This window comes from Kitasatospora sp. NPDC101235, from assembly GCF_044767505.1.
Lineage (GTDB): Bacteria > Actinomycetota > Actinomycetes > Streptomycetales > Streptomycetaceae > Kitasatospora.
On the sequence record NZ_JBIWNZ010000003.1, the window covers coordinates 144,384 to 164,881 of the forward strand.

Here is a 20,498-nt window from a genome sequence, read left to right on the forward strand (position 1 = left end):
TCAGCCTGCGAACAGCACCACCGCGACAATTCCCAGCACCAGCAGCGCAAACACTCCACCCACCAACAGCGGGCCCAGCAGAGAGGGGGGTATCCGGGGCGGTTTCGCCCCGCTTCCTGCCCCGAAGTCCCCGCCGTTCCCGCCTTTTCGGGCACTCCCCCCGGCCCTGGAACCCCCGGCCTTCCCGCCGCGCAGGCGCGGCTGCCGCGGCACCGGCGGCGCCTCCGGCTTCGGCCCCGGCCCGTCACCGGTCCGGCTCTGCGTCACCCGGTCCCCGTCGACCGGCTCCGGTGCCCCCGCCAGCAGCTCCGCCAGCTCCCCGCGCACCGCCTCCGCGGTCGGCCGCAGCACCGGATCGGGCTGCAACAGCCGCTCCACCAGCGGCGCGAGCGGCCCGCACACCACCGCGGGCTCGCGCCGCCCGTCCCGTACGGCCGTCACCAGCTCCGGCACGCCCCGCTCCGGGTACGGCGCGCGGCCGGTGACCAGCCGCTGCACCAGCACCCCGAGCGCCCAGCAGTCGCCCGCCGGACCGCCGTCCAGCGGCCAGCGCTCCGCCACCGGGCCGACCAGGGTGGCCCGCACCTCGTACCGGCGCCGGCCGCCCGGCCCACCGAGCTCCTCGGCCAGCGCCTCCTGCGCCACCCCGGCGAGCAGCCCGCCGAGCATCGCCGCGCCGTCCTCGCAGACCAGCACCGACTCCGCGGTCACGTTGCCGTGGATGAGCCCGGCCGCGTGCAGCGCCCGCAGCGCGCCGGCCAGGTCCGCCGCCAACTCGGCCGCCCGGTACGGCGGCAGCGGGCCGTCGGCGAGCAGCTCGGCCACCGTCCGCCCGGCCGGCCGCTCCTCCACCGTCCACAGCAGCTCGCCCTCGACGAACGCGCCGACCCCGCGCAGCAGCCGCGGGTGCGCCACCGGCGCGGCCGAGCCGACCGCCGCCACCCGCCGCACCAGCCGGTCCGCCTGCGCCGCGGCCGCCTCCTCCGGGTCCTGGCCCGCCGTCAGCAGCGCCGGCAGCTCCAGGGCGCTCAGCAGCACCGATTCACCGGTCCGCTCGTCCACCGCGTGGGCGCGCAGCGGTCCGGGACGGTCCGTCAGCCGGTACCGCCCCGCCAGCAACTGCCCGGGGCCGCCTCGCATGCCAGTTCCTCTCACTCACCGAGCAGCCTACTGAGCGGCTCCGCTTAGGCTCGATCCCATGGACTGGACTGATTTGATCGACACCGCCTTCGAGGCGTCAGGAAACCGCAGCAAAGCCAACCAGGTCGAGGCTGTCCGCGCCGTCGAGGCGACCGTCATCGACGGCGAGAAGCCGGTCGCCTCCACCGCCGGGCGCCACCCCGAGCACTTCCGCAAGGGAGTGCTCGTGCTGACCACCCATCGGCTGCTCTTCCTGAAGGACGGGAAACCGCCGGTACCGGTTCCGCTTGCCGCCGTCACCGACGTCACCGTGACCCGCACCAAGCTCAACGGCGAAGTGCTCCTGGTGGTGGCGCTCACCGGCTCGCACCGCTTCGAGGACGTGGTCAAGGCCGAGTTCTTCGCCGAGCAGCTCCGGGCCTGCGCCCGGGCCGCCCGCAACACCCCGAAGGCCGTGCCCGTCGCCGCACCGGCCGAGGCCGCCACCGGCGAACAGCTCATCGGCCAGCTGGAACGGCTGGCCGCCCTGCGCGCCTCCGGTGCCCTCACCGAGGACGAGTTCACCCGCGCCAAGCAGCGCCTGATCGTCTGACCTACGGCGCGGGCTGGAAACTGTTGAAGACGACGTCCCGGACCGGGGCCTGGGCGGCCCACTCGGTGTCCGGGACGATCCAGTAGATCGAGTACCCGTACTTGGCCGGGGTCCCGGTCACGAAGCCGCGGTTGAGCGAGTGCGTCCTCGGCGTGCCGCTGGTCCACTCCCAGTCCGCCGCGTTGCTCCACTGCCGGTAGCCGATCGCCGCCAGGTTCACCCGCTGGTAGTTGGTGACCTTCGCGATCAGGGCCGGCTCGGACTCCTGCCAGTCCGCAACCGCGCTCGGACCGGGCGACGTGGTCCACTCGATCCGCAGCTGGCTGCCGTCGGCCGCGTTCTTGAAGATCCGCCGGTTGGCCTCCGACCCGGTCGGCTGCAGGCCGTCCGGGAGCACGACCGAGAAGCCGCTCGGGTCCTTGTACTCGTGGTACCCGGCCGGCACGGCGCCCGGCGCGGGCTGTGCCGGGGGCTGGGCCTGTGCCGGGGGCTGCACGGGGGCCGCCGGCGCGGCGGCGGACTGCACGGGCGCGTCCGGCACCGCAGCCGGATCGCCCGTCGGCTGGGCGGGCGCCGGCGCGGGTTCGCCCGCCGGTGCCGACGTCGGCACCGGCTCCGTACCGGTCGCCACCGGCGCCGTGGCACCCGCGCTCTGCGTGGCCCCGCCGTTCGGACCGCCGTCCCCACCGACCGCCTGGATCACCGCCACCACTCCGGCGATCAGCAGCAGCACCACGATCACGGTGGCGATGGCCAGCCGCCGCCGGCCGGTGCGCGGGTCGGCCCCGGCCGCCTGCGTCGCACCCCTCGTCCACTCACTGGTCACCGGCCGGATCGGCTCCGGCCCCGGCTCGACCGGGGCGGGCTCCGCGGCCTCCGCGGCCGGCTCCGCACCCTGCGCCCGGCTCCCCACCCGAACCGTCCCCAGCAGCCCGCCCACAGCCCGCTTGCGGCCGTCCTCGGGCTGCTCCGGCTCCGCCTTCGAAGGCGCCGGCGCCGCCTCGGCCGGCTTCTCCACCGGCACCGCGTGCTCGGTGGTCGACTCGGCCCGCGCGGTCGCCTCCGCGACCACCCGCTTGAGCATCGACCGGGTCTGCGAGGCGTCCAGCCGCTCGGCCGGGTCCTTCGCCAGCAGCCCCTCGATCACCGGCAGCAGCGGCCCGGCGTTCACCGGCGCGGTCAGGTCCTCGGTCATCACCGCGGTCAGCGTGGCCAGCGCCGAGCCCCGGTCGTACGGCGGCCGGCCCTCGACCATCGCGTACAGCGTGCCGCCCAGCGACCACAGGTCGGCCGGCGGCCCGGGCTTCTGCCCGCGGGCCCGCTCCGGCGAGATGTACGAGGGCGCGCCGACCAGCATCCCGGTGGAGGTGACCGAGGCGTCGCCCTCCACGCTGGCGATGCCGAAGTCGGTGAGCACCACCCGGCCGTCCTCGCCGATCAGCACGTTGGACGGCTTGACGTCCCGGTGCAGGATGCCGAGCGCGTGCGCCGCGCTGAGCACGCCCAGCACGTCCAGCGCGATCTCCGCCGCCCGGCCGGGCGTCAGCGGCCCGTCCTCCCGCACCACGTCGGCGAGCGAGCGGGACTCGACCAGCTCCATGACGATCCACGGCCGGTCGTCCTCGTCGACCACGTCGAAGACCGTCACCGCCGAACTGTGCCGGATCCGCGCGGTCGCCTTGGCCTCGCGCAGCGTCCGGGTGATCAGCCGGTGCTTCTCCTCCTCGTCGACGCTGGCGTTCATCCGCAGTTCCTTGACCGCGACGGTCCGGCCCAGCATCTCGTCCTCGGCGCGCCAGACCGTGCCCATGCCGCCGCGCCCGAGCACGCCGTTCAGGCGGTAGCGGCCGGCCAGGAGGCGGCCGGTGGAACCCTGCGCCTGGGTCATTCGGAACGTTCCCCCATGTGCTGCCGGCGGTCGTGGTGACGGCGCGTCGGCCCACCTGGGTCCCGAGCGCCCAAGCCTCCATCATCCCCTGTCCCGGGAGCCCTCGACCACCCGCCCCCCCGACCCAAGCCGGGACGAACCGGAACGGGTACGGCGCTCCGTGCCCGATCTGTGATCGAAAACTCGCCAAGATCTGTCCGGGTCACTGCTACCGTTCGGCAGCTCATCGTCTTTCCGGGGGGATTCGACGCCCATGACCGCACCCGCACCGGGCACTGACGGCCCATCGACCCGGCCGCTCACCGCCCAGCACTACTCGGTCGCACCGGTCCCGGCCACCCCCGAGGGCTACGTCGCCCCCGGCATGCCGGGCGCCCCGGTGACCGGCTTCGAGCCCACCGAACCCGCGCCCCGCCCCGTCCCCCGCCGCCGCACCGCCCTGGCCGTGGCCCTGGCCCTGCTCGCCATGCTGCTCGGCGGCCTCGCCTACGGCAGCGCCCCCCTGCGCGCCGCCGACAGCCTCGGCTGGCTGGCCATCGCCCCGGCCGGCCTGGTCGCCCTCCCGCTCGGCCGCCTCGGCGGCCAGGGCCGCTTACTCCCCCCGCTCGGCGCCCTCCTCGCAGCCGGCGCCCTCCTCCTCGGCCAGCTGATCGAGCACCTCCGCCGGATCCACGCCGACGGCCGCGCCCCCCACGGCCTGCTGCACGACACCGTCGCCACCTGGCGCGCCGACCTGCGCCCCCTCGACGCCGCCTTCTACGCCATCGCCCTCATCGGCGGCTTCCTGCTCACCCGCCGCACCGCCACCCGCGGTTGACCCGCCGTTCCCGAAAGCCCCCACCCCGCCCCGGAAGGCCGAGAGGCCCCCACCGTCTCCCCGGCAGGGGCCTCCCTCACCACGAAAAACCCAGGCCTCAGCGGTGGTCGGGCGCCGGGTTGACCGTCACCTCGACCCGCTGGAACTCCTTGAGCTCCGTGTACCCCGTGGTCGCCATCGCCCGCCGCAGCGCACCGAAGAGGTTCATGGTGCCGTCCGGGGTGTGCGAGGGACCGGTCAGGATCTCCTCGGTGCTGCCGACCGTGCCGAGGTCCACCCGCTTGCCGCGCGGCAGCTCCTCGTGGACGGCCTCCATGCCCCAGTGGAAGCCCTTGCCCGGGGCGTCGGTGGCACGGGCCAGCGCGGCACCGATCATCACCGCGTCGGCGCCGCAGGCGACCGCCTTCGGGATGTCCCCGCTGTACCCGACCCCACCGTCCGCGATCACGTGCACGTAGCGACCGCCGGACTCGTCCATGTAGTCACGACGGGCCGCCGCCACATCGGCCACGGCAGTGGCCATCGGCACCTGGATGCCCAGAACGTTCCGAGTGGTGTGGGCGGCACCCCCACCGAACCCGACCAGCACGCCGGCGGCGCCGGTCCGCATCAGGTGCAGCGCCGCGGTGTACGTGGCGCAGCCGCCGACGATCACCGGGACGTCCAGCTCGTAGATGAACTGCTTGAGGTTGAGCGGCTCGGCGGCGCTGGAGACGTGCTCGGCCGAGACGGTGGTGCCGCGGATGACGAAGACGTCGACGCCGGCGTCCACCACGGCCTTGGAGAACTCGGCGGTGCGCTGCGGCGAGAGCGCGGCGGCGGTGACCACGCCGGAGTCGCGGACCTCCTGGATCCGCTGCTTGATCAGCTCGGCGCGGATCGGCGCGGCGTAGATCTCCTGGAGCCGACGGGTCGCGGTGGGCTCGTCGGTGATCGCGGCGATCTCGTCCAGCAGCGGCTGCGGGTCCTCGTAGCGGGTCCACAGGCCTTCGAGGTTCAGCACGCCCAGACCGCCGAGGCGGCCGATCCTGATGGCCTGCTGCGGCGAGACCACGCTGTCCATCGGGGCGGCCAGGAACGGCAGCTCGAAGCGGTAGGCATCGATCTGCCAGGCGATCGAGACCTCCTTCGGGTCCCGGGTACGGCGGCTGGGGACGACGGCGATGTCGTCGAAGGCGTACGCCCGGCGGCCGCGCTTGCCTCGCCCGATCTCGATCTCAGTCACTTCGAGCCCTTCTGCTTTGTTGCTCATGCCCGCCGGGTCACCCCGGCCGCACCCCAGTATCCCGTACTGCCGCTGGTCCCGCCCCGACGGCCCACGGCCCGGACAGCCCGAAGGGCCCGCCGCCGTGGTCCGGCAGCAGGCCCTTCTGGTCCGGCGGGTCAGCGGGTCGAGTAGTTCGGCGCCTCGACGGTCATCTGGATGTCGTGCGGGTGGCTCTCCTTGAGGCCCGCCGAGGTGATCCGGACGAAGCGGCCCTTGCTCTCCATCTCGGCGACGGTGGCGGCGCCGACGTAGCCCATGGTCTGGCGCAGGCCGCCGACCAGCTGGTAGAGCACGGTCGCCAGCGGGCCGCGGTACGGCACCTGGCCCTCGATGCCCTCGGCGATGAGCTTCTCGTCGGAGGTGACCTCGCCCTGGAAGTAGCGGTCCTTGGAGAAGGACCTCGCCTGGCCGCGGGACTGCATGGCGCCCAGCGAGCCCATGCCGCGGTAGGACTTGAACTGCTTGCCGTTGATGAACAGCAGCTCGCCCGGGGACTCCTCGCAGCCGGCCAGCAGCGAGCCGAGCATCACGGTGTCGGCACCGGCGGCCAGCGCCTTGCCGATGTCGCCCGAGTACTGGAGGCCACCGTCGCCGATGACCGGCACGCCGGCCGCCTGGCAGGCCTGGGCGGCCTCGTAGATGGCGGTGATCTGCGGGACGCCGATGCCGGCGACCACGCGGGTGGTGCAGATGGAGCCGGGGCCGACGCCGACCTTGACGCCGTCCACGCCGGCGTCGATCAGCGCCTGGGCGCCGTCCCGGGTGGCCACGTTGCCGCCGACGACGTCGATCTTGACGGCGGACTTGATCTTCGCGATCCAGGCCAGCGCGTTGTGGCTGTGGCCGTGCGAGGTGTCCACCACCAGGAAGTCCGCACCGGCCTCGACCAGGGCCTGGGCCCGGTCGAACGCCTCGGCGCTGGCACCGACGGCGGCGCCGACCAGCAGCCGGCCCTCGGCGTCCTTGGCGGCGTTCGGGTACTGCTCGGCCTTGACGAAGTCCTTGACGGTGATCAGGCCCTTGATCCGGCCCTCGTCGTCGACCAGCGGCAGCTTCTCGATCTTGTGGCGGCGCAGCAGGGCCATCGCGTCGACCCCGGAGATGCCGACCTTGCCGGTGATCAGCGGCATCGGGGTCATGATCTCGCGGACCTGGCGGCTGCGGTCCGACTCGAAGGCCATGTCACGGTTGGTGACGATGCCGAGCAGCTTGCCCGCCTCGTCGGCGATCGGCACGCCGGAGATGCGGAACTTGGCGCACAGCGCGTCGGCCTCGGCCAGGGTGGTCTCCGGGCCGACCGTGATCGGGTCGGTGACCATGCCGGACTCGGAGCGCTTCACCAGGTCGACCTGGTTGGCCTGGTCCTCGACCGACAGGTTGCGGTGCAGCACGCCGACGCCGCCCTGGCGCGCCATCGCGATGGCCATCCGGGCCTCGGTGACCTTGTCCATCGCCGCGGAGAGCAGCGGGATGTTGACGCGGACGTTCCGGGAGACCCGGGAGGAGGTGTCCACCTGGTTCGGCAGCACCTCGGAGGCCCCGGGCAGCAGCAGGACGTCATCGAACGTGAGCCCGAGCATGGCGAACTTCTCGGGTACGCCTGCGGCGTTGTAAGACATTTGGGGGGTACCTTCCGTGGCCGGCCTAATCCGCTCACGCCCTGAGGGTGGGGGCGCATTCATCGCTCACTCGCGCAGACCGCCGAAGCCGGGTGCAATGGGAGGATCCTCCAAGGGGACCCCGCGCGCACCCGTGAAACTTTGGCAACCCGCCCAGGCGCCGATACCCCATGGTACTGGCACCGCGAATGTGTCCTCGTGTGCCCTTGACAACAACCCCGCCCCGTGGCCCATTCCTCACAATCGGCGCGCACCCGGCGCAACCGGCACGGATCAGGAGGACTCCTCCGCGAGCGCCCGCAGCCGGCTGAGCGCCCGGTGCTGGGCGACCCGCACGGCACCCGGTGACATCCCGAGCACCTCGCCGGTCTCCTCCGCAGACAGCCCGGCGGCCACCCGCAGCAGCACCAGTTCGCGCTGACGGGCCGGCAGGTTGGAGAGCAGTTCCTTCGCCCAGGCCGCGTCGCTGCTCAGCAGCGCCTGCTCCTCCGGGCCGAGCGCCTCGTCCGGCACCTCCGGCAGGTCGTCCTGCGGCACGACGGTCGAACCGGGCCCGCGCATCGCGGCCCGCTGGAGATCGGCGATCTTGTGCGCGGCGATCCCGTAGACGAAGGCCTCGAACGGGCGCCCCTGGTCCTTGTACCGGGGCAGCGCGCAGAGCACCGCGACGCAGACCTCCTGCGCGACGTCGTCCACGTGGTGCCGGGCCCCGCCGGGCAGCCGGACCAGCTTGGCGCGGCAGTACCGCAGCGCCAGCGGGTGGACGTAGGCGAGCAGCGCGTCGATCGCCGGGCCCTCGCCGCGCACCGCGGCCGCGACCAGCTCGCCCACCAGCGGCGAGCCACCCCGTCCGAGCACCGGCGGGCGGCCCGGTCCGGTCGCACCGGCGGAACCGCCGGGATCGGCGTACGACGGATCGTGGCCCGGACCGGAGGGCTCGGCCTCCACCGGGTCCGCCTGGCCGGCCGCACCGGCGACGTCGTCGCGCATCGGTCCATGGTGCCTGGTCGAGTGGGAAAACGCGGCACCGCGTCCGGAGTTGTGCACCGGAACGTTATGCGGTGCCGCACCGTACGGCGTGCCGCGCACCACCAGCCCCTCCTGCACCGTGCCGCCTCCCGCCCCGCCGTCGTCGGTGGTGGTCCCGTCCGTCGCGCCGTCCACCGAGTGTCCTGCGGCTGCGTGGTTCGCCGCAGTGCCTGTCCGCTGGTCCCCGAGGTGCTCCACTCCTCCATGGTGCAACCTCGGGACCGTAACGTCACACGCCCGTGCTGCGCCCGTTCCGGGAACCGCCGACGGCGCGCCGCAACCGGCGGCGCCGCCGGTGGTCAGCGGACCAGGCCCCAGCGGAAGCCCAGCGCCACCGCGTGCGCCCGGTCGGAGGCCCCGAGCTTCTTGAACAGCCGTCGGGCGTGGGTCTTGACGGTGTCCTCGGAGAGGAACAGCTCGCGGCCGATCTCGGCGTTGCTGCGGCCGTGGCTCATGCCCTCCAGCACCTGGATCTCACGCGCCGTCAGGGTCGGCGCCGCCCCCATGTCGGGGCTGCGCAGCCGGCGCGGGGCGAGCCGCCAGGTCGGGTCGGCGAGGGCCTGGGTGACGGTGGCCCGCAGCTCGGCGCGCGAGGCGTCCTTGTGCAGGTACCCGCGGGCGCCCGCGGCCACCGCGAGCGCGACACCGTCGAGGTCCTCGGCGACGGTGAGCATGATGATCCGCGCGCCCGGGTCGGCGGACAGCAGTCGCCGGACCGTCTCGACCCCGCCGAGGCCGGGCATCCGGACGTCCATCAGAACGAGATCGGAGCGGTCGGCCACCCAGCGGCGGAGGACCTCCTCCCCGTTCGTCGCGGTGGTGACCCGGTCCACACCGGGTACGGTCGCGACCGCGCGGCGAAGCGCCTCGCGGGCGAGCGGGGAATCGTCGCAAACGAGAACGGAAGTCATGACCGTCGTCCTCCGCAGCTGATCCGCGTCACGTTGAGCCTCCTGGCTGGTACGAACCTCTCCGACACGGCCGATCGGCGACAGACTCCGTGCCGATCGCCCCAACCTGCCCGCGATCGTTCCGACGTCCGGCGCCCGCTGACCGCCTCCGCACTTCCAACGACCGTCACTCGAATGAGTTACGGCCTTCGGGGCCACCTCCACCACTGTACGTGGCCAACCCATTACCGATCAGCTGCATCGCGGTGCACACGCCGCACTTTTCCGCAGCTCGCGCGCGGTCGGCGTGCGACCCGCACACCGATTCGGCACGTCGCGCGCCCGTCGGCCACCCGATTGCCACGCCCGCGCCCGGCGGAGCAGTTGCCCACTATGCCCGCTTTTATAGCTTTCGTATGGTCATTGACTGTTGTGCCAGTGTGTGGGTGACTTGTCCATGGAGTTGCCTTAAGTCATATTTCCAGGTGTCCATACCAGCGCATCGAAGCCCCGCCGCACCGCTCGGCAGCCAGCCTCCCGCCGAACGCCCGGCCGGACGGCCGACAGCCTCTGAAGGGAATGAGCCATGGCAGATTTCTCCCGCCTCCCCGGTCCCAACGCGGACCTCTGGGACTGGCAGCTCTCCGCAGCCTGCCGTGGCGTGGACAGCTCGCTCTTCTTCCACCCCGAGGGCGAGCGCGGGGCCGCACGCAGTTCGCGCGAGGCCAGTGCCAAGGAGGTCTGCATGCGCTGTCCGGTGATCGCCGAGTGCGCGGCGCACGCGCTGGCGGTCCGTGAGCCGTACGGCGTCTGGGGCGGGATGACCGAGGACGAGCGCGAAGAGATGCTGGGGCGCTCGCGGCACCGGCTGGTCGAGGTCCCCCTGGCCCCGCCGGCGGTCGCCCAGCGTTAGACCCGTCTCCACGAGCGTCGTGAAGAAACGTTTCTTCGTGACGCCTCAGCCTGTCGGCTCACCGTACGTGCAGGGCCGCGGCAGCCCCGTCACCCACCGTCAGCGATCGGCGGCCGCCCCCGCCAGCCGCTCCAGCATCAGCGCCACGGCCGGCACCTCGGCCAGGTCCGGCAGGGTCAGCGCGACCACCTGGCGCACCGCGGGTGCCCCGGAGGCCGTCCGCACCGGCACCGTCGACACGCCGTCAGGGCGCACCGACTGAAGTGCCAGCCGAGGCAGTACCGCCACCCCGAGCCCGGCCGCCACCAGGCCGACCACCGCCGGGTAGTCGTCCGTCGCGAAGTCGATCCGGGGCTCGAAGCCCGCACCGGCGCACAGCTCCACCAGGTGCCCCCGGCACTGCGGGCAGCCGGCGATCCACTGCTCCCCCGCCAGCTCGGCCAGCTCCACCGCCCCGCCCCGCCCCGCCAGCGGATGAGCGGCGGGCAGCAGGCCCACCAGCGGGTCGTCCAGCAGCGGGGTGGCCACCAGATCGGACCAGTCGGTCCCCGCGGTCAGCTGCTGCGCCTCCAGGTTGGCCTCGGCCCGGGCCTCGCGCGGCGTACCGTGCGCGGGCGCCGGGAGCGCGACGGCGCCGTCGGACTGCGGGTAGCGGAAGGCCAGCGCGATCTCGCACTCGCCGCCGCGCAGCATCGCCAGCGACTCCGGCGGCTCCGCCTCGACCAGCGACACGCGCACCCCCGGATGGCCGTCCCGCAGGCGGGCGACCGCGGGCGGCACCAGGGTGGAGCTCGCGGTCGGGAAGGAGACCAGCCGCACCCGTCCGGCCCGCAGCCCGGCGATCGCGGCCACCTCCTCCTCGGCGGCGCAGAGCCCGGCCAGGATTCCGGTGGCATGCTTGAGCAGGACCCGACCGGCCTCGCTGAGCTGCATCCCGCGGCCCGAGCGGACCACCAGCGGGGTGTCCACCGACTTCTCCAGGGCCTTCATCTGCTGGCTGATGGCGGGCTGCGTACACCCCAGCTCGCGGGCGGCGGCGGAGAAGGAGCCGGTGCGTGCGACGGCACGCAGGACGCGCAGGTGGCGGGCCTCGATCATGCCTTAGTTATAAGGCAATCTTTGCGTTCTGCAAAATTCCGCTGATAGTTGAAAGGTCAAGGGCGGACGGCCGGAGGCCCGGCCCGCCTCCCCTCGCGGGGCGCGGACCGGGCCTCCGGTCAGTGGTTCGGGCCTCAGTGCGAGTGGCCGTGGCCGTGCGAGTGGCCGTGACCGTTGTCGGCCTCCTCCTCCTTCTTCTCCACCACGAGGGTCTCGGTGGTGAGGAGCAGGGAGGCGATCGAGGCGGCGTTCTCCAGGGCGGAGCGGGTGACCTTGACCGGGTCGATGACGCCGGCCTTCACCAGGTCGCCGTACTCGCCGGTGGCGGCGTTGTAGCCCTGGCCGATCTCCAGCTCGGAGACCTTGGAGGTGATGACGTAGCCCTCCAGGCCGGCGTTCTGGGCGATCCAGCGCAGCGGCTCGTGCAGCGCCTTGCGGACCACGGCGACACCGGTGGCCTCGTCACCCGACAGGCCCAGGCCGTCGTTCAGCACCTTGGCGGCGTGGACCAGGGAGGCGCCACCGCCGGCGACGATGCCCTCCTCGACCGCGGCGCGGGTCGCCGAGATGGCGTCCTCCAGGCGGTGCTTGCGCTCCTTCAGCTCCACCTCGGTGGCGGCGCCGACCTTGATGACGCAGACGCCGCCGGCCAGCTTGGCCAGGCGCTCCTGCAGCTTCTCGCGGTCCCAGTCGGAGTCGGTCGCGGCGATCTCGCCCTTGATCTGGGCGACGCGGCCGGCCACGGCCTCGGCGTCACCGGCACCGTCGACGACCGTGGTCTCGTCCTTGGTGATGGTCACGCGGCGGGCGGTGCCCAGCACGTCCAGGCCGACCTGGTCGAGCTTGAGGCCGACCTCCTCGGAGATGACCTGGCCACCGGTCAGGACGGCCAGGTCGCCGAGGATCGCCTTGCGGCGGTCACCGAAGCCCGGGGCCTTGACGGCGACGGCGTTGAAGGTGCCACGGATCTTGTTCACGACCAGGGTCGACAGCGCCTCGCCGTCGACGTCCTCGGCGATGATCAGCAGCGGCTTGGAGGCACCGCCCTGGAGGATCTTCTCCAGCAGCGGCAGCAGCTCCTGGATGGAGGAGATCTTGCCCTGGTTGATCAGGATGTACGGGTCCTCCAGGACCGCCTCCTGCCGCTCCGCGTCGGTGACGAAGTACGGCGACAGGTAGCCCTTGTCGAACTGCATGCCCTCGGTGAAGTCCAGCTCCACGCCGAAGGTGTTCGACTCCTCGACGGTGATGACACCGTCCTTGCCGACCTTGTCGATCGCCTCGGCGATCAGCTCGCCGACCTGGGTGTCCTGGGCGGAGAGGGAGGCGACGGCGGCGACGTCGTCCTTGCCCTCGATCTCGCGGGCGACGGAGAGCAGGTGCTCGGAGACGGCGGCGACGGCCTTGTCGATGCCCTTCTTCAGGGCGGCCGGGCCGGCACCGGCGGCGACGTTGCGCAGACCCTCGTTGACCAGGGCCTGGGCCAGCACGGTGGCGGTGGTGGTGCCGTCACCCGCGACGTCGTTGGTCTTGGTGGCGACCTCCTTGACGAGCTGCGCGCCAAGGTTCTCGTACGGGTCGTCCAGCTCGACCTCGCGGGCGATGGTGACACCGTCGTTGGTGATGGTCGGGGCACCGAACTTCTTGTCGATGACGACGTTGCGGCCCTTGGGGCCGATGGTCACCTTGACGGTGTCGGCCAGCTTGTTGACACCGCGCTCCAGCGAGCGGCGGGCGTCCTCGTCGAACTGCAGGATCTTCGCCATGTTCCCTATTCCCTCGGGGCTGCGGCCGGCCCACCGGCCGCCGAACTACGTGAACCAACAACCACGCCCCGGGCCACTGTCACTGAGGACACGGATCCGGGGCGGGTCGGGACGTCTTACTTCTCGATGATCGCGAGAACGTCGCGGGCGGAGAGCACCAGGTACTCCTCGCCCTGGTACTTCACCTCGGTGCCGCCGTACTTCGAGTACAGGACGATGTCACCCACGGCGACGTCGAGCGGCAGACGCTGGCCGTCCTCGAAGCGGCCCGGGCCGACGGCCAGGACGACGCCCTCCTGGGGCTTCTCCTTGGCGGTGTCCGGGATAACCAGGCCGGAGGCCGTGGTGGTCTCGGCGTCGAGCGGCTGGACCACGATGCGGTCCTCGAGCGGCTTGATGGCAACCTTGCTGCTGGTGGTCACGTCCGAGCTCCCCTTCGGAGATTACGGGAGTTTTCTAACGGGTAGGTGGCGAACCTGCGGGCCTGCCGTCGCGGGGGTCAGACACGCGTCTTCGCGTTAGCACTCCCCCAGTGGGGAGTGCCAAGGACGACCATAGGGCCGTGTTAGCACTCAGTCAACCAGAGTGCCAACGACGCGCCCTGAGGACCCCTGGTTCGCGGATGAGTAGTCGTACTCATGTGCGGCGCCGGGCCCGACGGCCAGACTCCTGCCATGACCTCGATCCCGATGCGTGTCGGCCCGACCCGGCCCAAGGACGCGGCTCTCGCCCTGCTGGCACTGCCCCTGCTGGGAGGCGTACTGCCGTTCGTCGTCTTCTTCCTCGTCGCCTGCCTCGGCAGCGGCCCCGGCCACGGGGACGACGGGGACGGGCTCATGTGGGCCTTCCTGGGCATCGGGATGCTGGCCGCCCCGGTCGTCGCCCTGGCCGTGGGCCTCGTGGTCGCCTTCCGCACCCGGCGGTCCGGCTACCGGTTCCTCCCGGTCACCGCCGCGCTCTCGCCGTTCCTGCTGCCGGTGGTCTTCTCCTCGGGCGTCCTGTGGCGGTGACGACGTCCGGCCCGCCGAAGCCGGCCGGCGTGAAGGACGCGCTGCTCGCCCCGCTCCCGCCGGTCGCCGTCACACTGGGCGCCCTCCTCGCCTGACCGGCGAGAATGGCCCCGTGGACATCGAGAACCTCCAGCCGCTGCTGACGCCCGAGGGCCAGGCCCTGCTCGCCGAGTTGCGCGAGTTCACCCCCGAGGAGGAGCTGGCGCTGGCGACCCGCTTGCGGCGGGAGCACCCGGCGGAGCTGGTGTCGGCGGCGTTCGGGCAGGCGCGGCTGCGGCAGCGGGCCCGGGCGAAGTTCGGGGCGGACGCCGACCTGATGTACTTCACGCCCAACGGGGTCGAGCAGTCCACCCGGCGCAGCGTGGCCGAGTGGCGCGCGCAGCGGTTCGCCGCGTTGGGCGTACGACGGCTGGCGGACCTGTGCTGCGGCATCGGCGGGGACGTGCTGGCGCTGGCCCGGGCGGGCATCGAGGTGCTGGCCGTGGACAAGGACCCGGCGGCCTGCGCCGCCACCGCGGCCAACGCCGCCGCGCTGGGCCTGGCCGGACTGGTTGAGGTGCGCTGCGCGGACGTCGCCGAGGTGGACGTCACCGGTTACGACGCGGTGTTCACCGACCCGGCCCGGCGCACCTCGCGCGGCCGGGTGTTCGACCCGGAGGCGTACGCCCCGCCGCTCTCCTGGGCGATCGAGGCCGGCCGGAGGACCCCGATCGGCGCGCTGAAGGTCGCGCCGGGCATCCCGCACGAGGCGGTGCCGCAGGACGCCGAGGCCGAGTGGGTCTCCGACCACGGCGACGTCAAGGAGGCGGTGCTCTGGTTCGGCACCGGGGCCGCGAGCCCGCACCGCGCCACCCTGCTGCCGCAGGGCGCCAGCCTGACCGGCGGCGACCTGCCCGACCCGCCGGCCGGCCCGGTCGGGCGCTACCTGTACGAGCCGGACGGCGCGGTGATCCGGGCGCACCTGGTGGCCGAGGTGGCCGGGCAGGTGCGCGGTCGGCTGATCGACCCGAAGATCGCCTACCTGACCTCGGACGAGCTGGTCGCCACCCCGTACGCGCACGCCTTCGAGCTCACCGACGTGCTGCCGTTCAACATCAAGAAGCTGAAGGCGCTGCTGCGCGAGCGCGGGGTCGGCACGGTGGTGATCAAGAAGCGCGGGATGGCGATCACCCCGGAGGAGCTGCGCCGTCAGCTCAAGCCCTCCGGGCCGAACACCGTCACGGTGATCCTCAGCCGCACCGACCACGGGCCGCTGATGATGCTGGGGCAGCCCGTACGGGCCGCTCAGGACGCGGGCGCCTGGATGTAGTCCTCCAGCCTGGCCACCGAGAAGCCCTGCTCCTGGATCCGGGCGAGCAGGTCGCCGAACATCTGGGTCATCGTGGCGCCCTTGAGCTCCTTGGGGCCGCGGAAGTGCGCCAGGATGATGTCGCCGGGCTTCAGCTTCTTGTCGCCGGCCTGGTACTGCATGTCGTGGATCTGCATCGACTCGCGCCACAGCACTATGGCGCGCGGGCCGCACTCCTGGACCGAGGTGTTGAGCGTCGGGGTGTTGGCGCCGTCGCCGAACGGCGGGCGGAACAGCAGCGGGGCGGTGCCGTACTGCTGGGTGAGCGCGGACTGGTCGTCGCAGATCTCGGCCTTCTGCTTCTCCGGCGCGAGCTTGCTCATCACCGGGTGGGTGACGGTGTGGTTCTGGATGTGGTTGCCCAGCGCCTGGAGCGGCTTGAAGTAGCCGTAGTCGTTCTTGACTATGTCCTTGGTCAGGAACATCGAGATCGGCACCTTGAGGTCGGTGAGCATCTCGACGAACTTCGGGTCCTTCTCGGCGCCGTCGTCGATGGTGATGAAGACGACCTTGTCGCTCGTCTTCACGTCGCTGAACACCGGCACGGCACCGGTGCGTTCGAGCTTGACGGGCTTGTCGGCGGGCGGCGCGGGGGCCGGGGCGAGCGGCTTGAGGTTCCACTTCGCCCAGGCCGCGGCGTCGCCCCCGGCCGGGGCGGTGCCGGGTGTGGTGGCCGCGGCGGCCGGCGCGGCGCCGGCGGACTGGGGTGCGGCCGGGGCTGCCGCGGTCGCGGCCGGGGCGGCGCTGCCGCCGCCCCCCTTTTCCCCGCACCCGGTGGCGAGGGCCAGCAGAGCCAGTGCCCCCGCCGCGTACGTCCTGGTCCTGCTCCGCCCGTCCCTGCTCACCGCACCGCGCTCCCGGTTCCCGTCCAGCTGCCTCTCAGCTATGCACGGTAGCGGCCGGGGCGGCGGTTCCCCGTATCATCCGCTTTTCGGATTACTCGATGTGCTCACTGATGAAGGACCAGCGGTGCACCGGGCGGCCGAGCAGTTCGGCCGGCGGGTCGGCGACGGGCGCGGGCTCGCCGCTCCACCAGGTGATCAGCAGCACGCGCTCCCCGGGGGCGGAGAGCAGCTCGGCGCGCTCCAGGCCGGCCGCGCCACGGACTGCCGGCAGCGCGAACTCCCGCACCCAGGCAGCGAGTTCAGCCCCTCGGCCGGTCGCCGCCCGGGCCTCCCACATCGCCGCGACGGTCATGCCGCGCCGCCGCCGAGGGCGTCGTAGGCCTGGCCGTGGAAGTCGCCGTGCCCGATGTCCGCAGCCGGCACGTGGACGTCGGTGACCGGCATCGAGGAGTCCGCCGACAGGTCGAAGGCGGAGGGCGCGCGGTCGCGCCACACCATCTCGGCGCCCAGCGCCGCCACCATCGCGCCGTTGTCGGTGCACAGGCCCGGCCGGGGCACCCGCAGCCGGATGCCGGCCCGGTCGCAGCGCTGCTGGGCCATCTCGCGCAGCCGCGAGTTGGCCGCCACGCCGCCGCCGATCATCAGATGGTCGACGCCGTTGTCCTTGCACGCCTTGACGGCCTTGCGGGTGAGCACGTCGGTGACCGCCTCCTGGAAGGACGCCGCCACGTCGGCGATCGGCACCTCCTCGCCGGCCCGGCGCTTGGCCTCCACCCAGCGGGCCACGGCGGTCTTGAGACCGGAGAAGGAGAAGTCGTACTCGGGGTCGTTCCTGCCGCTCAGGCCGCGGGGGAAGGCGATCGCCCCGGGGTCGCCCTCGCGGGCCGTGCGGTCGACGATCGGGCCGCCGGGGAAGCCGAGGCCGAGCACCCGGGCGACCTTGTCGAAGGCCTCTCCGGCCGCGTCGTCGATGGTCGCGCCGAGCGGGCGGACGTCGCTGGTGATGTCCTCGCTGAGCAGCAGCGAGGAGTGCCCGCCGGAGACCAGCAGGGCCATCGTCGGCGAGGGCAGCCGGCCGTGCTCCAGTTGGTCGACGCAGATGTGCGAGGCGAGGTGGTTGACCCCGTACAGCGGCTTGTCCAGCGCCCAGGCGTACGCCTTCGCGGCACTGACGCCGACCAGCAGCGCACCGGCCAGGCCGGGGCCGGCGGTGACGGCGATGCCGTCCAGGTCGCTCGCCTTGATCCCGGCGGTGTCCAGGGCGCGCTGGATGGTCGGGATCATCGCCTCCAGGTGCGCGCGGCTGGCGATCTCCGGGACGACGCCGCCGAAGCGGGCGTGGTCGTTGACGCTGGAGGCGACCGCGTCGGCCAGCAGCGTGGTGCCGCGCACGATGCCGACGCCGGTCTCGTCGCAGGAGGTCTCGATGCCGAGGACGAGCGGTTCGTCAGCCATGGCGGGTGTCCTCAATGTCCTTCGGGTCAGTGCTGTCAGTGCTCGGGTGGTCGAGGCGCATCACCAGCGCGTCGACGTTGGCCGGCTGGTAGTAGCCGCGCCGGATGCCCACCGGTTCGAAGCCGTGGCGCTCGTACAGCCGCTGGGCGCGCGGGTTGTCCACCCGCACCTCCAGCAGCAGCTCGGCGCACTCGCGCCGGGCGGCCTCCCGGATCAGGTCGGTGAGCAGCGCCGCGCCGAGGCCGGCGCCCTGGCGGCGCTCGTCGACGGCGATGGTCTGGACGTCGCCCTCGCCGGCGATCGCCATCAGCCCGGCGTAGCCGACGATCGTGCCGTCCGGGGCGGCCGCGACGGTGTAGTGGCGGGTGCCGCCGGGGTGGGATTCGGCCAGCTCGGACCAGAACATCCCGGCGGACCAAGCGTCCTCGGGGAAGAGCCGCAGCTCCAGATCCAGCACCGGCGCGATGTCCCACCAGCGCATCGGGCGCAGGGTGGTGCCGTGGTTCACGCCGGAAGCACCGCCTTGCCCCCTAGAACGGTCTTGTAGGCGGCGGGGACCTGGGCGTCCGGGCGGCGCAGGTACAGCGGGTGGTTCGCCAGCAGCTCGCGCCCGGCGGCCAGCTCGGCGGCGGCGAAGCCGGCCAGGGCGCCGGCCGAGACGTGCTCGGGGCCGTGCGCGCCCGGGAAGGCGTCGGGGTAGAGCAGCGCGCCTGCGCCGACGGAGCGTTCCTGCGGGGTCAGCTCGGCCGGGCGGTCCACGCCGGGGCCCTCGGTGCGGCGGCCGTCGGCGTCGTACGAGGCCCAGTAGACCTCCTTGCGGCGCGCGTCGGTGGCGACCGTGAACGGCTGCCCGGCCAGGCCCTCGGCGCGGGCCTGGAAGGCGATCGCGTCCAGGGTGCAGACGCCGTGCACCGGCAGCCCGAGCGCGTGGCCGAGCGCGGCGGCGGTCACCAGGCCGACCCGCAGGCCGGTGTACGGGCCGGGGCCGACGCCGACCGCGATGCCGGTCAGCTGGTGCTTGTCCACCCCGGCGGCCCGCAGCACCCGGTCGATCGCGGGCAGCAGCAGTTCGCCGTGGCGCCTGGCGTCGACCTGGTGGGTCTCGGCGAGAACGGCCGTGCCGTCGTGGACGGCGGCGGTGACGGCGGGGGTAGCGGTGTCGAACGCGAGCAGCAGCACGGGGTCAAGGTTAGACCGACGTTGGGCCGACCGGCCGATCGGCAAGGCGTACGACCCGGGAACACAGATCCGAGGCGCTGCGACCCGCGAGGATGAACCTGGCACGATGGGGCCGTACGTAAAGGGACGGCGGCGGGAGCGGCAACGTGGCGAAGATGGGTCCTGGAGTGGTGGTCACGGGGTTGACCCTGGGGGCCCTGGCGGTGGTGAGCCTGCTGGCCTTCCAGGCCAACGGCGCCCAGGACCGGGCGGGCGGCGCCAAGCCCACCGCCACCACCACGGCGACCGGTACGGCCACCGCCGCGGCGCCGGCCCCCGCGCCCGCCCCGACCGTTCCGCCGCTGCCGGCCACCTCCGGCACCGGTCTCCGGGTGGTGTACTCGATCGGCAGCCACTACGTCTGGCTGGTCGACCCGAAGAAGGGCCCGCAGGCCGTGGCCGCCTTCCCGGTCACCCCGGGCTCGGTCGAGCCCGCCCCGGGCAGCTACGCGGTGTACAGCCGCACCCAGACCACCACGGGGACGGACGGCAGGCAGATCGAGCACGTGGTGCGCTTCGCGCAGCAGAACGGCGTGGTGTTCGGCTTCAGCGCGGCGGTCGACGGCGCCACGCCGACCACCGACCCGAGCGCCAAGACCGGCGGCATCCGCAGCGGCCGCGCCGAGGGGCAGCTGCTCTGGGACTTCGCGCCGAAGGACACCAAGGTGGTCGTGATCGCCTGATCCCGGACGGCCCGGAACGACCCACGTGCTCCAGGTCCGGGACGTGCGGCCTCACGCGGCCCGGGGCGCCTGCGCCTCGGGCCGTTCGTCCTGCCTGGGCCGCGGTTCGGGCGGGGTGGACACCGCCTCGGCGGCCGCGCAGGCGGCCAGCAGTGCCCGCATCGGCTCTCCCGGAGCGCGGCGGGCGGAGTCTCCGGCCCCGGCGGCGGGGACCGCGCGCTGCGGGTCGGGGGTGGTGCTCGACATGGCGCCTCCCTAGTTAGGCAGACCTAACCGCAGCACCCATCCCACCACGCCCGGCACCCCGCCCGCAACACTTGCCGACAGCCTGTCGGCAACCCGTCGGCTATCCGAGGTCCCCCAGCGCCACGTCCGACCAGCGCGGGCCGATGCCGGTCAGCACCACCCGGCGCGGGTCCTGGTCGTCCCCGTCCGCGGTGTCGCCGATGGCACGCTCGATCCGGACCTCCAGCCGGTCCTCGGACAGCTGCTCGACCTTGCCCTCTCCCCACTCGACCACGACCACCGACTCGGGCAGCGAGACGTCCAGGTCGAGGTCCTCCATCTCGTCCAGGTCCCCGCCCAGCCGGTACGCGTCCACGTGCACCAGCGCCGGGCCGCCGATCAGCGAGGGGTGCACCCGGGCGATCACGAAGGTCGGCGAGGTCACCGCCCCGCGGACCTGCAGGCCCTCCCCCAGGCCCCGGGTCAGCGTGGTCTTCCCCGCCCCCAGCTCACCGGAGAGCAGCACCAGGTCCCCCGGCCGCAGCAGCGCGGCCAGCTCCCGGCCGAGCCGGCCCATCCGCTCCGGCGTGGGGACGGTGAGAGTGGCGTGCGAGCCCATGCGCGTGTCATGCCCTTCGGTCCGTACCGGCGCACCGACCACCGGCCGCCACCGCTACCGTGCCACATCGGCGCGC

22 protein-coding genes are annotated in these 20,498 nt (G+C 73.1%); 6 read left to right on the forward strand and 16 right to left on the reverse strand.

The genetic code is table 11. The features are described 5' to 3' along the window. Positions 1 to 1,140 carry a protein kinase gene (locus tag ACIRRH_RS06715; RefSeq protein WP_403062746.1) on the reverse strand — a complete coding sequence of 380 codons (1,140 nt, stop codon included), beginning with the start codon at positions 1,138 to 1,140 and terminating at the stop codon, positions 1 to 3. Positions 1,141 to 1,198: 58 nt separating this feature from the next. On the opposite strand from ACIRRH_RS06715, the gene ACIRRH_RS06720 reads away from it, so the two are divergent. Next, a complete protein-coding gene (locus tag ACIRRH_RS06720; RefSeq protein WP_403062749.1) occupies positions 1,199 to 1,732 on the forward strand; it encodes an SHOCT domain-containing protein in 534 nt (177 codons plus the stop codon). Between the two features lies 1 nt (position 1,733). Here ACIRRH_RS06720 and ACIRRH_RS06725 read toward each other — a convergent pair whose 3' ends face one another. After that, a complete protein-coding gene (locus ACIRRH_RS06725; protein ID WP_403062752.1) occupies positions 1,734 to 3,620 on the reverse strand; it encodes a serine/threonine-protein kinase in 1,887 nt (628 codons plus the stop codon). Positions 3,621 to 3,873: 253 nt separating this feature from the next. On the opposite strand from ACIRRH_RS06725, the gene ACIRRH_RS06730 reads away from it, so the two are divergent. Continuing rightward, entirely contained in the window at positions 3,874 to 4,437 is a 564-nt protein-coding gene (locus ACIRRH_RS06730; protein ID WP_403062755.1) for a hypothetical protein, read from the forward strand. Between the two features lie 97 nt (positions 4,438 to 4,534). Here the strand turns inward: ACIRRH_RS06730 and ACIRRH_RS06735 are convergent, their stop codons facing one another. The 4 genes from ACIRRH_RS06735 to ACIRRH_RS06750 form a co-directional block, all read right to left on the reverse strand. Further along, the gene (locus ACIRRH_RS06735) at positions 4,535 to 5,662 is read right to left on the reverse strand and encodes a GuaB3 family IMP dehydrogenase-related protein (RefSeq protein ID WP_403062758.1); all 1,128 of its coding nucleotides are present in this window, start codon (positions 5,660 to 5,662) and stop codon (positions 4,535 to 4,537) included. A gap of 158 nt (positions 5,663 to 5,820) precedes the next feature. Continuing rightward, positions 5,821 to 7,323, reverse strand: coding sequence for an IMP dehydrogenase (gene guaB / locus ACIRRH_RS06740; protein WP_403062761.1), 1,503 nt, complete (start codon positions 7,321 to 7,323; stop codon positions 5,821 to 5,823). 273 nt (positions 7,324 to 7,596) lie between these two features. Then, complete coding sequence (shbA, locus tag ACIRRH_RS06745) at positions 7,597 to 8,313, reverse strand: RNA polymerase sigma factor ShbA (RefSeq protein ID WP_363380997.1); 717 nt, start codon at positions 8,311 to 8,313, stop codon at positions 7,597 to 7,599. Between the two features lie 338 nt (positions 8,314 to 8,651). Then, positions 8,652 to 9,263 (reverse strand): response regulator transcription factor, encoded by a 612-nt coding sequence (locus ACIRRH_RS06750; protein ID WP_014136228.1) that lies wholly within the window; start codon positions 9,261 to 9,263, stop codon positions 8,652 to 8,654. Between the two features lie 565 nt (positions 9,264 to 9,828). On the opposite strand from ACIRRH_RS06750, the gene ACIRRH_RS06755 reads away from it, so the two are divergent. Next, positions 9,829 to 10,155, forward strand: coding sequence for a WhiB family transcriptional regulator (locus ACIRRH_RS06755; RefSeq protein WP_049654358.1), 327 nt, complete (start codon positions 9,829 to 9,831; stop codon positions 10,153 to 10,155). A gap of 99 nt (positions 10,156 to 10,254) precedes the next feature. Here ACIRRH_RS06755 and ACIRRH_RS06760 read toward each other — a convergent pair whose 3' ends face one another. From ACIRRH_RS06760 to groES, 3 genes are all read right to left on the reverse strand, one after another. Continuing rightward, positions 10,255 to 11,253, reverse strand: coding sequence for a LysR family transcriptional regulator (locus ACIRRH_RS06760; RefSeq protein ID WP_224281824.1), 999 nt, complete (start codon positions 11,251 to 11,253; stop codon positions 10,255 to 10,257). 134 nt (positions 11,254 to 11,387) lie between these two features. Beyond that, positions 11,388 to 13,019, reverse strand: coding sequence for a chaperonin GroEL (gene groL / locus ACIRRH_RS06765; RefSeq protein WP_224281825.1), 1,632 nt, complete (start codon positions 13,017 to 13,019; stop codon positions 11,388 to 11,390). Between the two features lie 116 nt (positions 13,020 to 13,135). Further along, positions 13,136 to 13,441: a co-chaperone GroES gene (gene groES / locus ACIRRH_RS06770; RefSeq protein ID WP_014136232.1), complete on the reverse strand. Its 306-nt coding sequence runs from the start codon at positions 13,439 to 13,441 to the stop codon at positions 13,136 to 13,138. Between the two features lie 252 nt (positions 13,442 to 13,693). Between groES and ACIRRH_RS06775 the strand changes: the two genes are divergently transcribed. Both ACIRRH_RS06775 and ACIRRH_RS06780 read left to right on the forward strand, forming a co-directional pair. Then, complete coding sequence (locus tag ACIRRH_RS06775; protein ID WP_403062767.1) at positions 13,694 to 14,029, forward strand: hypothetical protein; 336 nt, start codon at positions 13,694 to 13,696, stop codon at positions 14,027 to 14,029. 112 nt (positions 14,030 to 14,141) lie between these two features. Continuing rightward, complete coding sequence (locus tag ACIRRH_RS06780) at positions 14,142 to 15,338, forward strand: SAM-dependent methyltransferase (protein WP_403062770.1); 1,197 nt, start codon at positions 14,142 to 14,144, stop codon at positions 15,336 to 15,338. On the opposite strand, the gene ACIRRH_RS06785 is transcribed toward ACIRRH_RS06780, so the two are convergent. From ACIRRH_RS06785 to tsaB, 5 genes are all read right to left on the reverse strand, one after another. Further along, the gene (locus ACIRRH_RS06785; RefSeq protein ID WP_403062773.1) at positions 15,314 to 16,222 is read right to left on the reverse strand and encodes a polysaccharide deacetylase family protein; all 909 of its coding nucleotides are present in this window, start codon (positions 16,220 to 16,222) and stop codon (positions 15,314 to 15,316) included. The genes ACIRRH_RS06780 and ACIRRH_RS06785 overlap by 25 nt on opposite strands. A 91-nt stretch (positions 16,223 to 16,313) precedes the next feature. Continuing rightward, positions 16,314 to 16,574 carry a hypothetical protein gene (locus ACIRRH_RS06790; protein ID WP_403062776.1) on the reverse strand — a complete coding sequence of 87 codons (261 nt, stop codon included), beginning with the start codon at positions 16,572 to 16,574 and terminating at the stop codon, positions 16,314 to 16,316. Then, the gene (tsaD, locus tag ACIRRH_RS06795; protein WP_403062779.1) at positions 16,571 to 17,677 is read right to left on the reverse strand and encodes a tRNA (adenosine(37)-N6)-threonylcarbamoyltransferase complex transferase subunit TsaD; all 1,107 of its coding nucleotides are present in this window, start codon (positions 17,675 to 17,677) and stop codon (positions 16,571 to 16,573) included. The genes ACIRRH_RS06790 and tsaD overlap by 4 nt, the downstream gene beginning before the upstream one ends. Further along, the gene (gene rimI, locus ACIRRH_RS06800; RefSeq protein WP_224283492.1) at positions 17,670 to 18,158 is read right to left on the reverse strand and encodes a ribosomal protein S18-alanine N-acetyltransferase; all 489 of its coding nucleotides are present in this window, start codon (positions 18,156 to 18,158) and stop codon (positions 17,670 to 17,672) included. The genes tsaD and rimI overlap by 8 nt, the downstream gene beginning before the upstream one ends. 23 nt (positions 18,159 to 18,181) lie before the next feature. Further along, complete coding sequence (gene tsaB, locus ACIRRH_RS06805) at positions 18,182 to 18,856, reverse strand: tRNA (adenosine(37)-N6)-threonylcarbamoyltransferase complex dimerization subunit type 1 TsaB (protein WP_403062782.1); 675 nt, start codon at positions 18,854 to 18,856, stop codon at positions 18,182 to 18,184. 155 nt (positions 18,857 to 19,011) lie between these two features. On the opposite strand from tsaB, the gene ACIRRH_RS06810 reads away from it, so the two are divergent. After that, a complete protein-coding gene (locus ACIRRH_RS06810; RefSeq protein WP_403063670.1) occupies positions 19,012 to 19,578 on the forward strand; it encodes a hypothetical protein in 567 nt (188 codons plus the stop codon). A gap of 51 nt (positions 19,579 to 19,629) precedes the next feature. Here the strand turns inward: ACIRRH_RS06810 and ACIRRH_RS06815 are convergent, their stop codons facing one another. Together ACIRRH_RS06815 and tsaE are read right to left on the reverse strand one after the other, a co-directional pair. Continuing rightward, entirely contained in the window at positions 19,630 to 19,824 is a 195-nt protein-coding gene (locus ACIRRH_RS06815) for a hypothetical protein (RefSeq protein ID WP_403062785.1), read from the reverse strand. A gap of 100 nt (positions 19,825 to 19,924) precedes the next feature. Then, the gene (tsaE, locus tag ACIRRH_RS06820) at positions 19,925 to 20,422 is read right to left on the reverse strand and encodes a tRNA (adenosine(37)-N6)-threonylcarbamoyltransferase complex ATPase subunit type 1 TsaE (RefSeq protein WP_403062788.1); all 498 of its coding nucleotides are present in this window, start codon (positions 20,420 to 20,422) and stop codon (positions 19,925 to 19,927) included. Positions 20,423 to 20,498: the final 76 nt, after the last annotated feature.

Bases quoted from the DNA above. Each gene is read 5' to 3' on its own strand.
- ACIRRH_RS06715 (WP_403062746.1), bottom strand. From the start codon at position 1,140: ATGCGAGGCGGCCCCGGGCAGTTGCTGGCGGGGCGGTACCGGCTGACG.
- ACIRRH_RS06720 (WP_403062749.1), top strand. From the start codon at position 1,199: ATGGACTGGACTGATTTGATCGACACCGCCTTCGAGGCGTCAGGAAAC.
- ACIRRH_RS06725 (WP_403062752.1), bottom strand. From the start codon at position 3,620: ATGACCCAGGCGCAGGGTTCCACCGGCCGCCTCCTGGCCGGCCGCTAC.
- ACIRRH_RS06730 (WP_403062755.1), top strand. From the start codon at position 3,874: ATGACCGCACCCGCACCGGGCACTGACGGCCCATCGACCCGGCCGCTC.
- guaB (WP_403062761.1), bottom strand. From the start codon at position 7,323: ATGTCTTACAACGCCGCAGGCGTACCCGAGAAGTTCGCCATGCTCGGG.
- shbA (WP_363380997.1), bottom strand. From the start codon at position 8,313: ATGCGCGACGACGTCGCCGGTGCGGCCGGCCAGGCGGACCCGGTGGAG.
- ACIRRH_RS06750 (WP_014136228.1), bottom strand. From the start codon at position 9,263: ATGACTTCCGTTCTCGTTTGCGACGATTCCCCGCTCGCCCGCGAGGCG.
- ACIRRH_RS06755 (WP_049654358.1), top strand. From the start codon at position 9,829: ATGGCAGATTTCTCCCGCCTCCCCGGTCCCAACGCGGACCTCTGGGAC.
- ACIRRH_RS06760 (WP_224281824.1), bottom strand. From the start codon at position 11,253: ATGATCGAGGCCCGCCACCTGCGCGTCCTGCGTGCCGTCGCACGCACC.
- groL (WP_224281825.1), bottom strand. From the start codon at position 13,019: ATGGCGAAGATCCTGCAGTTCGACGAGGACGCCCGCCGCTCGCTGGAG.
- ACIRRH_RS06775 (WP_403062767.1), top strand. From the start codon at position 13,694: ATGACCTCGATCCCGATGCGTGTCGGCCCGACCCGGCCCAAGGACGCG.
- ACIRRH_RS06790 (WP_403062776.1), bottom strand. From the start codon at position 16,574: ATGACCGTCGCGGCGATGTGGGAGGCCCGGGCGGCGACCGGCCGAGGG.
- tsaD (WP_403062779.1), bottom strand. From the start codon at position 17,677: ATGGCTGACGAACCGCTCGTCCTCGGCATCGAGACCTCCTGCGACGAG.
- rimI (WP_224283492.1), bottom strand. From the start codon at position 18,158: ATGCGCTGGTGGGACATCGCGCCGGTGCTGGATCTGGAGCTGCGGCTC.
- ACIRRH_RS06810 (WP_403063670.1), top strand. From the start codon at position 19,012: ATGGGTCCTGGAGTGGTGGTCACGGGGTTGACCCTGGGGGCCCTGGCG.
- ACIRRH_RS06815 (WP_403062785.1), bottom strand. From the start codon at position 19,824: ATGTCGAGCACCACCCCCGACCCGCAGCGCGCGGTCCCCGCCGCCGGG.
- tsaE (WP_403062788.1), bottom strand. From the start codon at position 20,422: ATGGGCTCGCACGCCACTCTCACCGTCCCCACGCCGGAGCGGATGGGC.